At 73.6% G+C, this 12,174-nt stretch carries 13 protein-coding genes; 5 read left to right on the top strand and 8 right to left on the bottom strand.

Annotated features, from left to right (window positions below; all coding sequences use genetic code 11):
• Positions 1–124 precede the first annotated feature (124 nt).
• A complete protein-coding gene (locus ACFYWQ_RS08350; RefSeq protein ID WP_389514419.1) occupies positions 125–1,753 on the bottom strand; it encodes a trypsin-like peptidase domain-containing protein in 1,629 nt (542 codons plus the stop codon).
• A gap of 84 nt (positions 1,754–1,837) precedes the next feature.
• On the opposite strand from ACFYWQ_RS08350, the gene ACFYWQ_RS08345 reads away from it, so the two are divergent.
• Positions 1,838–2,248: a hypothetical protein gene (locus ACFYWQ_RS08345; protein WP_389514454.1), complete on the top strand. Its 411-nt coding sequence runs from the start codon at positions 1,838–1,840 to the stop codon at positions 2,246–2,248.
• 415 nt (positions 2,249–2,663) lie between these two features.
• Here the strand turns inward: ACFYWQ_RS08345 and ACFYWQ_RS08340 are convergent, their stop codons facing one another.
• Positions 2,664–3,626, bottom strand: a complete 963-nt coding sequence (locus ACFYWQ_RS08340) for an anti-sigma factor family protein (protein ID WP_389513959.1) — start codon at positions 3,624–3,626, stop codon at positions 2,664–2,666.
• Entirely contained in the window at positions 3,623–4,408 is a 786-nt protein-coding gene (gene sigE / locus ACFYWQ_RS08335; protein WP_389513957.1) for an RNA polymerase sigma factor SigE, read from the bottom strand. The genes ACFYWQ_RS08340 and sigE overlap by 4 nt, the downstream gene beginning before the upstream one ends.
• Before the next feature lie 163 nt (positions 4,409–4,571).
• Between sigE and ACFYWQ_RS08330 the strand changes: the two genes are divergently transcribed.
• On the top strand, positions 4,572–5,270 hold the full coding sequence (locus ACFYWQ_RS08330) for an O-methyltransferase (protein ID WP_389514417.1): 699 nt from the start codon (positions 4,572–4,574) through the stop codon (positions 5,268–5,270).
• A 227-nt stretch (positions 5,271–5,497) separates the two neighbouring features.
• On the opposite strand, the gene ACFYWQ_RS08325 is transcribed toward ACFYWQ_RS08330, so the two are convergent.
• Positions 5,498–5,665 carry a DUF3117 domain-containing protein gene (locus ACFYWQ_RS08325; RefSeq protein ID WP_003966491.1) on the bottom strand — a complete coding sequence of 56 codons (168 nt, stop codon included), beginning with the start codon at positions 5,663–5,665 and terminating at the stop codon, positions 5,498–5,500.
• A gap of 364 nt (positions 5,666–6,029) precedes the next feature.
• Between ACFYWQ_RS08325 and ACFYWQ_RS08320 the strand changes: the two genes are divergently transcribed.
• Positions 6,030–6,833, top strand: a complete 804-nt coding sequence (locus tag ACFYWQ_RS08320; protein WP_389513955.1) for an enoyl-CoA hydratase/isomerase family protein — start codon at positions 6,030–6,032, stop codon at positions 6,831–6,833.
• Positions 6,834–6,848: 15 nt separating this feature from the next.
• On the opposite strand, the gene ACFYWQ_RS08315 is transcribed toward ACFYWQ_RS08320, so the two are convergent.
• Both ACFYWQ_RS08315 and ACFYWQ_RS08310 read right to left on the bottom strand, forming a co-directional pair.
• Positions 6,849–7,433: a DNA-3-methyladenine glycosylase I gene (locus ACFYWQ_RS08315; protein ID WP_389513954.1), complete on the bottom strand. Its 585-nt coding sequence runs from the start codon at positions 7,431–7,433 to the stop codon at positions 6,849–6,851.
• Entirely contained in the window at positions 7,430–7,786 is a 357-nt protein-coding gene (locus tag ACFYWQ_RS08310; RefSeq protein ID WP_389513953.1) for a DivIVA domain-containing protein, read from the bottom strand. Before ACFYWQ_RS08310 ends, ACFYWQ_RS08315 begins: the two co-directional genes overlap by 4 nt.
• 125 nt (positions 7,787–7,911) lie before the next feature.
• On the opposite strand from ACFYWQ_RS08310, the gene folP reads away from it, so the two are divergent.
• On the top strand, positions 7,912–8,772 hold the full coding sequence (gene folP / locus ACFYWQ_RS08305) for a dihydropteroate synthase (RefSeq protein WP_389513952.1): 861 nt from the start codon (positions 7,912–7,914) through the stop codon (positions 8,770–8,772).
• Positions 8,773–9,031: 259 nt separating this feature from the next.
• Here the strand turns inward: folP and ACFYWQ_RS08300 are convergent, their stop codons facing one another.
• Both ACFYWQ_RS08300 and dapE read right to left on the bottom strand, forming a co-directional pair.
• Entirely contained in the window at positions 9,032–9,790 is a 759-nt protein-coding gene (locus ACFYWQ_RS08300) for a TIGR00730 family Rossman fold protein (protein WP_389513951.1), read from the bottom strand.
• Between the two features lie 128 nt (positions 9,791–9,918).
• The gene (gene dapE / locus ACFYWQ_RS08295) at positions 9,919–10,998 is read right to left on the bottom strand and encodes a succinyl-diaminopimelate desuccinylase (protein WP_389513949.1); all 1,080 of its coding nucleotides are present in this window, start codon (positions 10,996–10,998) and stop codon (positions 9,919–9,921) included.
• Positions 10,999–11,091: 93 nt separating this feature from the next.
• On the opposite strand from dapE, the gene ACFYWQ_RS08290 reads away from it, so the two are divergent.
• On the top strand, positions 11,092–12,117 hold the full coding sequence (locus ACFYWQ_RS08290) for a heavy metal transporter (RefSeq protein ID WP_389513948.1): 1,026 nt from the start codon (positions 11,092–11,094) through the stop codon (positions 12,115–12,117).
• Positions 12,118–12,174: the final 57 nt, after the last annotated feature.

Below are 12,174 nucleotides of genomic sequence, written 5' to 3'. Positions count from 1 at the left end.
CGGTACCTGTCGGACCTGTCCGGCCGGTACCGTCCCGAGGTGTCCGAGTGCGTACGGGCGACCTCTTTTTGGCGTTGTTTGCCTTGTGGGACGGCGTTCCGGGGCTCCTTCTGTGAGGTTCCTGTCAATCCGAGGAGCCGAGCACCAGGGTGAGGGCGCGCTCCTTCCCGTCGCGCTCGACGGTGAGCTCCAGACGGTCGCCGGGGCGGTGGGCGCGGGTCTTGACGATCAGTTCCTCACCCGAGTGGACGGGCTGGCCGTCGATCTCGGTGATGACGTCGCCGGCCCGGATGCCGGCCCGGTCACCGGGGCCGCCGGGGGTGACCGGTGAGCCGCCGTCGGCGCCCTGGCCGCCGACGCGGGCGCCGTCGCCGGTGTAGTCCATGTCGAGGGTGACGCCGATGACCGGGTGGGTCGCCCTGCCGGTGTTGATCAGTTCCTCGGCGACGCGCTTGCCCTGGTTGACGGGGATGGCGAAGCCCAGCCCGATGGAGCCGGCCTGCCCGCTGTCGGAGCCGGTGCCGTCGGCGGCCGAACGGATGGCCGAGTTGATGCCGATGACATGCCCCTGAGCGTCGAGGAGCGGGCCCCCGGAATTGCCGGGGTTGATGGGCGCGTCCGTCTGCAACGCGTCGACGTACGACACGTCGCTGCCGTCGCCGCTCTCGCCGCCGGCCGTGATCGGCCGCTCCTTGGCGCTGATGATGCCGGAGGTGACGGTGCCCTCCAGGTCGAAGGGGGCGCCGATGGCGACGACCGGGTCACCCACCCGGACGTTGTCGGAGTTGCCGAGGTACAGGGGCTTCAGACCCCCTACTCCGGTCACCTTCACGACGGCGAGGTCGTAGCCGCTGTCCCCGCCGACGACCTCGGCCTCGGCCGTCTGGCCGCCGTTGAAGACGACGGTTATCCGGCCGTCGGAACCGGCGGGCTCGACGACGTGGTTGTTGGTGAGGATGTAACCCAGCGTGTCGAGCACGAAGCCGGTGCCGGTGCCGGTGCCGGTGCCGGACGTCTCGCTGCCGCTGACGTGCAGCGTGACGACGCTGGGCAGGGCACGCGCGGCGATCCCGGCCACGCCGTCCGCGGCACGCCCGGCGGGCTCCGCGGAGGTCTGCGGCAGCTGCACCCCGTCGAGTCCGCCGTTGCGCTCCAGGTACCCGCCCACGACACCTCCGACCAGCCCGGACACGAGCGCGAGCCCCAGCGCCCCGCCGACGAGCGCCCGCCGCGCCCGCTTGCGCCGCTGCGGCTCCGTGAGCACGGCGGCTCCGGTCTGCTGGAACGCCCCGCCGGAAACCGACCGGAGCGGGGTCGCGGCCCAGGGGTCGTAGCGGCGCCAGGGATCGGCGGGCGCCGTCTGGGACGTGGGGTCCGCGGAGGCCGCGGGGGCCGCGGGGGCCGCGGGGGCCGTCGGGGTAAGGGGCGCGGAGGCCGACGGGTCGGCAGGGGCCGTCGCGGGCGCTGGGCCTGACGGGATGGCAGAGGCGGTCGCGGGCGCTGAGCCTGACGGGACAGCAGGCGCCGTCGCGGGTGTGGAGACCGGCACGGGCGCAGGCGCCGTCGCGGGTGTGAGGGCCGGTGGGACAGCAGGGGCCATCGCGCCGGGAGCGTCCGAGGGACGGGAAGGCGCGGGCAGGAGGGGCGTCGCGGCCGTCTCGCCGGGCGCGGGCGAGCCTGGCGTGACCACGTCGTGAACGGCGCCGGGCATGGCGGGAGGCGGGCCGCCCGGCATCGCGCCCTGGGCCGGCATGGCCAGCGCCGGGTGCTGCACGGGCGGTGCGGGGGCCCAGGGGCCCGGCTCGCCGTAGGGCGGGGTGCTGTAGGGGTCCGGATCGTGCAAGGGCTTGGGACGGTCGCTCGTGCCCGACGGCAGGACGACGGCCCCGACCTGCGCGTCCTGCTCGCCGGGCCGGTCACCGGACGAGTCGCCGAGCCGGTCCTCGGGCCGCTCACCGAGCCGGTCGCCGGGCAAGTCACCATCCCGGTCCTCGGACAAGTCACCACCCCGGTCCTCGGACAAGTCACCACCCCGGTCCTCGGGCCGGTCGTCAGGGACGGACCGGCCCGAGTCGTCCTGCTCCGAGGGACGAGGAGCGCCCGCCCCCAACGGCCGGCTCAGTTCGTAGTCGCCGTCGTCCAAGGCACCGTCGTGCGGAGCGACGTCGACCGGGCCGCCCTCGGACAAGTGACCGTCGTGCAGAGCGACAACGGCCGGGCCCCCGTCGTCCGAGGCACCGTCACGTGAACCGACGTCTGGCGAGCCCCCGTCGTACGGAGCCACATCGGCCGGGCCACCGACAGGCGAGCCCCCGTCGGACGGGCCGCCGTTGGACGGGCCGCCGTCAGCCGAACCACCGTCGGACGAGCCCCCGTCGGACGTATCGCCGTCGGGCCAGCCGGCCCGTGATCCGGAGTTCGTCGGCGCGTCCGCCGCCCCCGCGGGGCGCGCCAGTTCGAAGTCGCCCTCGGTGCTCTCACGGCCGCTCTCCTGCCCGGCAGGGCTCTGCGGTCGGGGCCGGCTCCACCATTTCCCCTTCGGGGACTTCCCCTCGTCCATGCTCTCCCCGCACGTCGAACGCCGCCTGCGTGCCCGCCGCCGGGCACGTGCGCGGTCCTGTGAGGATTCAACCAGGTTCGCGGCGCACCGGCGCCGGAGCCGGTCAGCGGGCGTTCTGCGCGGAGGGGGAGGTGCTGGGGGTGGCGGCGGGGACGGGCGCGGAGAGCAGGCCGGGCGCCGAGACCTCGGGCGCGGTGGTCCACGCGGTCAGGGCGATCGGCGGGGGGGCGCCGAGCGGACGTATCAGGGGCGACATGGCGGCGGCGCCGGCCACCACGGGGGTGGTGAGCCCGTGCTGGAAGGCCTGGTCGGCAGGGGCCGGGGCCGGGGCGGGAACTCCGGGCAGCAGCGGAGCCGAGATCTGGGTGGGAGCGACCGGGTTCCCGGCGAGCAACTGGCCGCCCTGCGCGAGCAGCGGTCCGGTGCCGCGGCGGCGCTGGCCGTCGGGGGCCGTCGTGGAGCCGGTGCCGGAGGTGCGGGCCGGGGTGACGTTGCTGCCGGAACCGCCACGGGCCTCCGTGTCGGCCGGCGGGACGCCGGTGTTCACGCCGCCCAGGGCGATCGCGGCCAGCGACACCGCTCCGGCGGCGACGACGGCGAACCGCATGCTGCGGGAGCGCTCGGTGTCGCCACGGCCGACCGGATGGATCCGGAAGCCGCGTTCCGAGGACGGTGTGAGCACGGCGCCGTGGTCACGGGCGGGCACGTAGCCGAAGCCGAACGGCTCGTCCGCCGCCGTCACTCCGAAGATGTCGGACGCCGCGGGGCGGGAGCCGAAGCGGTCGCCGAATCCTCCCCCGAGCGGCATACCGCCGCCGTCCGTGTCACCTCCCCCGGGGAGCCCCTGGAGACGGGCCAGGAAGCTCTCGGAGGGGGCGGGCGGGGCCACTTCCGCGAAGACGTTCTTCAGCCGGCGCTGCGCGTCGACCTCCGCCTTGCACTTGGGGCAGGTGGCGACGTGCGCCAGGACACGCTCCCGGGTGTCATGTCCGAGCTCGCCGTCCACGAGGGCGGAGAGCCGGTCACCGAGATGCTGCTCGGCAGGGGTAGGACGGGTGCCACTCACGCGGTCGCGCCCCCTCCTCCCAGAGCGGGCACGCGGGCCAGGAAAGTGCGTCGCTCCGCGCGCGCCTGGGGCGAGCGGTGCGCGAGCGCCTTGCGCAGCTGCGAACGGCCGCGGTGGATCCGCGAACGGACCGTGCCGAGCTTGACGCCGAGGGTCGCGGCGATCTCCTCGTACGACAGTCCCTCGATGTCGCACAGGACGACCGCGGCCCGGAACTCCGGGGCGAGGGTGTCGAGGGCCTGCTGGACGTCCGCGTCGAAGTGGGCGTCGTTGAAGACCTGCTGCGGGGTGGGCTCCTTGCTGGCCAGCCGCTCGGCGGCGTCCTCGCCGAGCGCGTCGAAGCGGATGCGCTGCTTGCGGCGGACCATGTCCAGGAAGAGGTTGGTGGTGATGCGGTGCAGCCAGCCCTCGAAGGTGCCCGGCGTGTACGTCGACAGCGAGCGGAAGACGCGGACGAAGACCTCCTGGGTGAGGTCCTCGGCGTCGTGCTGGTTGCCGGTGAGGCGGTAGGCGAGCCGGTAGACCCGGCCGCTGTGCATGCTGACGATCTCCTCCCACGTGGGCGGAGTCCACGCCTGCCCGTCCGCGTCGGTGGAGAAGGTCGCGGTCTGGGCGGGGCCGACGGCGAGGCCGGCGGCGTGGCTGTGGTCAGCAGCGGTGTCGTTCACGGATTTCGGCCTGCCCGCCGATCCGAGGAAGCGCCGCAGCACTCCTCCCCGATCCACAGGCGCAGCCGCACCTCCCCTGTCGGCTCTGGTGGTGTCCAGTGGAGCCCCTACCATAGCCACCTCGCCCGTTAGCTCCGGATAAGCGGTTTTACGAGAATTTGATCTGTGCTGATACGGCTCATACGCCTGCGTCAGCACTTGCTCTGCGTCTCGTCCCTCGTCGTGATCCAACTGTGTCCCCCGGTCGTCCTTCCCACCCCTTCAAACGCCCGGTCCCATCTGCGGGTTCCCGGCGGCAACGGATACAGTCACGCCGAGGCAACCATGGGGTAGGGAGAGGGTCATTACCGGCAACCGGCAGACGAGCTGGGCGTTCGCCGACGCCTATGTCGCCGAGGACGAAGCGCTGCTCTGGGCCCGCGACCGGGCCCGCGAGGCAGGGCTGCGCTCGGTGTCGCCCAGCGCGGGCGCCGCGCTGCGGTTGCTCGCCGCCACCGTGGACGCGAAGGCGGTCGCGGAGATCGGTACCGGCACCGGCGTCTCCGGGATCCACCTGCTGCACGGGATGCGCCCGGACGGCGTGCTGACCACCGTCGATCCGGAGCCGGAGCACCAGCAGTTCGCCCGGCAGGCCTTCCGCGCCTGCGGCTTCGCCAGCAACCGGGCCCGCTTCATCCCCGGCCGCGCGCTCGACGTGCTGCCCCGCCTCGCGGACTCCGGCTACGACCTGGTCTTCTGCGACGGCGACCGCCTAGAGGTCATGGACTACCTCGCTGAATCGTTGCGGCTGCTGCGCCCCGGGGGCCTGGTGGTGTTCGAGGGCTGCTTCGCCAACGGACGCACGATCGACTCCGGTCCGCAGCCCACGGAGGTCATAAAGATCCGCGAGCTGCTGCGCACCGTACGCGAGAGCCAGGAGCTGGTGCCGTCCCTGCTGCCCGTCGGGGACGGGCTGCTGTGCGCCGTCAAACGCTGACGCGCTCGAGAACGCTGACGCGGTCGAGAACACCGTCGCGGCCCAGAACATTGCCGCGGTCAAGCACACTGCCGTGGTCAACCACACTGCCGTGGTCGCACACGCCGCCGCGGACGACACCCTGAGCGCTCACATGGGGAAACAGCGCCGAGGACGTCCCGGGAAACGAGCCGCCCCGGCACCCATGAGGATGCCGGGGCAGCTGAAAGGGTATGGTCGCTTCCGCGTCAGCCGACGACCTTCTTGAGGGCGTCGCCGAGCGCGTCGGCCTCGTCAGGGGTCAGCTCGACGACGAGCCGACCGCCGCCTTCGAGCGGAACGCGCATGACGATGCCCCGCCCCTCCTTGGTCACCTCGAGCGGGCCATCGCCCGTCCGCGGCTTCATGGCCGCCATGCTCGTTCCCCTTCCTCAAACCAGCTCACCGTCAAAGCCGACGGCCCGTGAAGGGCACGCGCAATCCAGCGTGGGACACGCGACACCGGCATCGAACACATTGCTTCCAAGCCATTATCCCGCATCTCAGGACCCGATGACCAACATCGGTCGGCATCGCTTGGGCAACGCGCGCGAGCAAAACCACTCAATTCGGCGATGTGCCTGCGATACTGCGCATCCGCACGGACGTCCCCCGGCCGGACATCGTGCCGTTTTCTTTGACGCAGGTCACACGTACCGCGCGGAGCCTTTCCCGCATGCTGTCCTTCGAGAGGGGCGTACCGGTGGGTACGCCGCAGCCGTGACACCGGAGGGGACACCCATGGCCGACACCGTGCTGTACGAGGTGAGCGACGGGCTCGCGACGATCACACTGAACCGCCCGGAGGCGATGAACGCGCTGAACACCGCGGCCAAGGTCGCCCTGCGGGAGGCCGTGCGCACGGCCTCGGAGGACTCGGCCGTCCGCGCGGTGCTGCTGACCGCCGCCGGTGACCGGGCCTTCTGCGTCGGCCAGGACCTCAAGGAGCACATCGGGCTGCTGGTGGAGGACCGGGAGACCGGCTCGACCCGGACCATGAGCACGGTCAAGGAGCACTACAACCCGATCGTGCGGGCGCTGACGGAGGCGCCGAAGCCGGTGGTCGCCGCCGTGAACGGGGTGGCGGCCGGGGCGGGCTTCGGCTTCGCGCTCGCGGCGGACTACCGGATCGTGGCGGACACGGCGGCCTTCAACACCTCGTTCGCCGGGGTGGCGCTGACCGCCGACTCCGGCGTCTCCTGGACGCTGCCGCGCGTGGTGGGCCCGGGCCGGGCCACGGACCTGCTGTTCTTCCCGCGCAGCATCAAGGCCCAGGAGGCCTACGAGCTGGGCATCGCCAACCGGGTCGTGCCGGCGGACGCGCTGCGCGCGGAGGCCGAGGGCGTGGCGCGGGCGCTCGCCGAGGGGCCGACGGTGGCGTACGCGGCGCTGAAGGAGGCGGTGGCGTACGGGTCCTCCCATTCGCTGGCGCAGACCCTGGAGAAGGAGGACGAGCTCCAGACGCGGGCGGGGCGGTCGGAGGACCACGCGATCGCGGTGCAGGCGTTCATCGACAAGGAGAGGCCGAAGTACCTGGGGCGGTGAGCCGGCGGGCGGGGCTCAGCCCCGCCTCGCCACGCACGTCTCCAGGTGGTCGTCCACCAGCCCGCACGCCTGCATCAGCGCGTACGCCGTCGTCGGCCCGACGAACCGCAGGCCCCGCTTCTTCAGCGCCTTGGACAGGGCCGTCGACTCCGTGGTGACCGCGGGGACGTCGGCGAGGGTCTTCGGGACCTGGCGGGCGGCCGGGTCGGGGGCGTGGGACCAGATCAGTTCGTCCAGGTCACCCGGCGCCCAGTCGGCGAGCACGCGCGCGTTGGCGAGCGTGGCGTCGATCTTGGCGCGGTTGCGGATGATGCCGGGGTCGGCGAGGAGGCGCGCGCGGTCCTCGTCGGTGAAGGCCGCCACCGAGACGATCCGGAAGCCGGCGAAGGCGGTACGGAAGCCGGCCCGGCGGCGCAGGATCGTGATCCAGGACAGGCCGGACTGGAAGGCCTCCAGGCTGAGGCGTTCGTAGAGGGCGTCGTCCCCGTGGACCGGGCGGCCCCACTCCTCGTCGTGGTAGGTGACGTAGTCCGGCGTGGACAGGGCCCAGGGGCAGCGCGGGGCGCCGTCCGGGCCGACGAGGGCGGTGCCGTCGCTCACCGCTGCTCCTCCTGCTCGGGCTTCTCCATGGAGACGTGCGGCTCGGGCCGCCGGGCACCGGCCAGGGCGGACTCCAGTTCGGTGATACGGGCGTCCCGTTCGGCGAGTTCGGCGCCGAGGCGGTTGAGCGCGTCGTCGACGTCGGCCATGCGGTAGCCGCGGGCGGCGAGCGGGAAGCGGACGCGGTCGACGTCGGACCGGTCGAGCGGGCGGTCCGGGGGCAGCGGGTCGTGCAGCCGCTGCGGAACGGCCTCCGGGAGGGGGCCCGTGCCCTCGCCGCCGCCCACCACGGCGAGTGTCACCGCGGCGACCACGACGGCGAGCGCGACGACCAGGAAGAAGAACATAACCATCGGTGGGTCCCCACGCTCGCAGTGCTCGGTGTCGGATGTGTCAGGCTCCGATCGTGCCATGCGGGCGGGACGGTTAGGGTCGCAGGCGGCGGATGTCCACGAGGTACTGGGAGAGGTCACAGGGGATGCTCAGGCTGGGCAGGCGTGAGTTCGGCACGCACGAGCCGGTGATCATGGCGATCGTGAACCGGACCCCGGACTCCTTCTACGACCAGGGGGCGACGTTCCGGGACGAGCCGGCGCTGGCCCGGGTCGAGCAGGCGGTCGCGGAGGGCGCCGCGATCATCGACATCGGCGGGGTGAAGGCGGGGCCCGGAGAGGAGGTGACCGCCGAGGAGGAGGCGCGGCGCACGGTCGGCTTCGTGGCCGAGGTGCGGCGGCGTTTCCCGGACGTCGTCATCAGCATCGACACCTGGCGGGCCGAGGTCGGCGAGGCCGTCTGCGAGGCGGGCGCGGACCTGCTGAACGACGCGTGGGGCGGCGTCGACCCCCGGCTGGCGGAGGTCGCGGCGCGGTACGGGGTGGGGCTGGTGTGCACGCACGCCGGGGGCGCGGAACCCCGGACCCGTCCGCACCGGGTGACGTACGACGACGTCATGGCCGACATCCTGCGGGTGACCGTGGGGCTGGCGGAGCGGGCGGCCGGGCTGGGCGTGCCGAGGGAGTCGATCATGATCGATCCGGGGCACGACTTCGGCAAGAACACGCGGCACAGCCTGGAGGCGACGCGGCGGCTCGGCGAGATGGTGGAGACGGGGTGGCCGGTGCTGGTCTCCCTGTCCAACAAGGACTTCGTCGGGGAGACCCTGGACCGGCCGGTGAAGGAGCGGGTGCTGGGGACGCTGGCGACGACGGCGGTGTCGGCGTGGCTCGGTGCCCAGGTGTACCGGGTGCACGAGGTCGCCGAGACGCGGCAGGTGCTGGACATGGTGGCGTCGATCGCGGGGCACCGGGCGCCGGCGGTGGCGCGGAGGGGGCTGGCGTAGGCCTCCGGCGGTTGTGCGGGTCGGGGAGGGGGGGCGGGGGGTGCGCGCCCCCCCCCCCCCCACCCCCCCCCGGCCCGGGGGGGGGGGGGGGGGGGGGGGGGGGGGGGCCCGGGGGGGGTTGGGGGGGGGGGGTGGGGGGGGGGGGGGGCCCCCCCCCCCCCCCCCCCCCCCCCCCCCCGTCCCCGGGGGCTCCGCCCCCGGACCCCCGTTTCGGCCCTGGACGGGCCTCGTCCTCAAGCGCCGGACGGGCTGAGTAGGGCTACCGGCCCGCTTCCTTCGACACCAGTGCCACCGCTTCCTCCACGTCGTCCGTGACGTGGAAGAGCAGCAGGTCCTTGGCGGAGGCCTTGCCCTGGGCGACCAGGGTGTTCTCCAGCCAGTCGACCAGGCCGCCCCAGTACTCCGTGCCGAAGAGGACGATGGGGAAGCGGGTGACCTTCTGGGTCTGGACCAGGGTGAGGGCCTCGAAGAGTTCGTCGAGGGTGCCGAGGCCGCCGGGCAGGACGACGAAGCCCTGGGCATACTTCACGAACATCATCTTGCGGACGAAGAAGTACCGGAAGTTGAGGCCGATGTCGACGTAGGGGTTCAGGCCCTGCTCGAAGGGCAGTTCGATGCCGAGGCCGACCGAGATGCCGCCCGCCTCGCTGGCGCCCTTGTTGGCCGCCTCCATGGCGCCGGGGCCGCCGCCGGTGATGACCGCCCAGCCGGCGTCGACCAGGGCGCGTCCCAGCCGTACGCCCGACTCGTACTCGGGCGAGTCCACCGGGGTCCGGGCGGAGCCGAAGACGCTGATGGCGGGCGGGAGTTCGGCGAGGGTGCCGAAGCCCTCGATGAACTCCGACTGGATGCGCAGGACCCGCCAGGGGTCGGTGTGCACCCAGTCGGAGGGGGCGCGCTCGTCCAGCAGCCGCTGGTCCGTGGTGCTCGCCTGGACCTGGTCCCGCCGCCGGAGGACGGGTCCCAGGCGCTGTTCCTCCGGTGGCTGCTTCTTGCCCTCCGGGTTGCCTGTGGCCATAAGAGCTCCCTCCGCTTGCAGTGGTTCCACCTCAGCGTAGATCTACGCGGGTTACGTACGGGGGACCTCAGCATGTCCGCCGTGAAGCGCCGCAAACCACGGCCGGGGTCACACGGGTGTCCCGTGGGTCAGGCGGTGAGCCAGGCGCGCAGCCGTTCCTCGCCCGCCAGGACCTTCGCCGTCTCCACGCGCTCGTCCCGCTTGTGCGCCAGGTGCGGGTTGCCGGGGCCGTAGTTGACCGCGGGGACGCCCAGCGCCGAGAAACGGGAGACGTCCGTCCAGCCGAACTTGGGCTGGGGGGTGCCGCCCACCGCCTCGATGAAGGCCGCGGCGGCCGGGTGGGAGAGGCCGGGCAGGGCGGCGCCGCTGTGGTCGTCGACGACGAACTCCTCCACCCCGCAGTCGGCGAACACCTCGCGGACGTGGGCGACGGCCTCCTCCGGGGTGCGGTCGGGCGCGTAGCGGAAGTTGACGGTGACGACGCACTCGTCGGGGATGACGTTGCCGGCCACTCCGCCGCCGATGCCGACCGCGTTGAGGCCCTCGCGGTACTCCAGGCCGTCGATCACCGGCCGGCGCGGCTCGTACGCGGCCAGGCGGGCGAGGATCGGGGCCGCCGCGTGGATCGCGTTCGAGCCCATCCAGCCGCGCGCCGAGTGGGCCCGCTCCCCCTTGGTCTTGAGCAGGACCCGCAGGGTGCCCTGGCAGCCGCCCTCGACCTGGCCGTCGGACGGCTCCAGCAGCACCGCGAAGTCGCCCCGCAGCCACTCCGGCCGGGCCTCGGCGACGTGCTTGAGGCCGTTCAGGTCGGCGGCGACCTCCTCGTTGTCGTAGAAGACGAAGGTCAGGTCGCGGTTGGGGGACGGGACCGTCGCCGCGATGCGCAGCTGGACCGCGACGCCCGCCTTCATGTCGCAGGTCCCGCAGCCCCAGAGCACGCCGTCCGCGTCCAGCCGGGACGGGACGTTGCCGGCGATCGGGACCGTGTCGATGTGGCCGGCGAGGATCACCCGTTCCGGGCGGCCCAGGTCGGTGCGGGCGACCACGTTGTTGCCGTGGCGGTCCACGGTCAGGTGGGGCAGCGCGCGCAGGGCGGTCTCGATCGCGTCCGCGAGCGGCTTCTCGGTGCCGCTCTCCGAGGGGAAGTCGACGAGCTGCGCGGTGAGCAGCGCGGCGTCCAGGGTGAGGTCAAGCGGGGTCTCGGCCATGGCGTCGACCCTAACGCGCCGGGTGCGCGTCCCGCCGACCCCGGCCGTCCCGCACGTCTCCCCCGTTTCCGTACTCTCCAGTACCTTGTACGCGTGCCAGAGCCGTCGCCTTCCCCCAAGCGCCGCGGCCGCCTCCTCCGGTTCGGGGCGGCCTGTGTGGTCCTGTCCGCCGTCGCGGGCTACGTCGTGGTCCAGTACGTCAGCGGTGGCGCGGGGGACCCGGGGTGCAGAGTCGTTTCCGCGGAGGACTCCGGGACGGCGTACGAGTTCACGCCGGAGCAGGCGGTGAACGCGGCCACGATCGCGGCCGTCGGGACCAGCCGGGACATGCCGGAGCGGGCCGTGGCCATCGCGCTCGCGACCGCGCTCCAGGAGTCGGCGCTGCGCAACCTGGCTCACGGGGACCGGGACTCGCTCGGTCTGTTCCAGCAGCGGCCCTCACAGGGCTGGGGGACCGCGGCCCAGGTCACCGACCCCTCGTACGCGGCCGCCGTCTTCTACGAGCACCTCGCCGAGGTGCCCGACTACACCGAGCTGGCGCTGACGGTCGCCGCGCAGCGCGTGCAGCGCAGCGGCTACCCGGAGGCGTACGCCAAGCACGAGGCGGACGCCACCGCGCTCGCCGCCGCGCTCACCGGCACCTCCGCGGCCACGCTGACCTGCGAGGGCAGCCCGCAGACCGCGACGGCCACCGGGCCGGCGGCGGTGCGCGCGGCACTGCTGCGGGACTTCGGGACGGACGCGCTGCGGGAGGCGGACGCGGAGGACGACGCGCAGGACGACGCCGAGGGCAGCACGGAGGAGGCGTCCGCCACCGCGGAGACGGTGGACGTGCCCGCGGCCCGGACCAGCGGGCGGACCGTCACGCTGCCCGTCACCGACGGCGCCGCCGCCGGCCGCGGGGTCTCCCAGCGCGGCTGGCAGCTCGCGCACTGGGCGGTGGCCAACGCCTCGGCCCTGCACATCGAGCGCGTCACGTACGCCGGCCGGGAGTGGACCGCCGGGACCACCGACACCCGGTGGCGGGCCGCCCGGAGCGGCGGGACGGAGGCGGCCGGGGCCGCGGGCTCGGCGGCCGGGGCCGGCACCGGCGCCGTGCGGATCGTCACCGCGCAGTAGTACGGCCGCTCACCCGCACGGGTGGTGTGCGGCGGCCACGGACGCCGGGTGGTCAGG

The organism is Streptomyces sp. NPDC003247, assembly GCF_042888135.1.
Lineage (GTDB): Bacteria > Actinomycetota > Actinomycetes > Streptomycetales > Streptomycetaceae > Streptomyces.
This window is presented reverse-complemented; position numbering and strand designations above follow the sequence as displayed.

What these genes read in the sequence shown, in the direction of transcription:
- dapE (WP_389513949.1), bottom strand. Translation starts at nt 10,998, where the DNA reads ATGGCCGAGACCCCGCTTGACCTCACCCTGGACGCCGCGCTGCTCACC.
- ACFYWQ_RS08320 (WP_389513955.1), top strand. Translation starts at nt 6,030, where the DNA reads ATGGCCGACACCGTGCTGTACGAGGTGAGCGACGGGCTCGCGACGATC.
- ACFYWQ_RS08300 (WP_389513951.1), bottom strand. Translation starts at nt 9,790, where the DNA reads ATGGCCACAGGCAACCCGGAGGGCAAGAAGCAGCCACCGGAGGAACAG.
- sigE (WP_389513957.1), bottom strand. Translation starts at nt 4,408, where the DNA reads ATGGTAGGGGCTCCACTGGACACCACCAGAGCCGACAGGGGAGGTGCG.
- folP (WP_389513952.1), top strand. Translation starts at nt 7,912, where the DNA reads ATGCTCAGGCTGGGCAGGCGTGAGTTCGGCACGCACGAGCCGGTGATC.
- ACFYWQ_RS08310 (WP_389513953.1), bottom strand. Translation starts at nt 7,786, where the DNA reads ATGGTTATGTTCTTCTTCCTGGTCGTCGCGCTCGCCGTCGTGGTCGCC.
- ACFYWQ_RS08325 (WP_003966491.1), bottom strand. Translation starts at nt 5,665, where the DNA reads ATGGCGGCCATGAAGCCGCGGACGGGCGATGGCCCGCTCGAGGTGACC.
- ACFYWQ_RS08350 (WP_389514419.1), bottom strand. Translation starts at nt 1,753, where the DNA reads ATGCCGGCCCAGGGCGCGATGCCGGGCGGCCCGCCTCCCGCCATGCCC.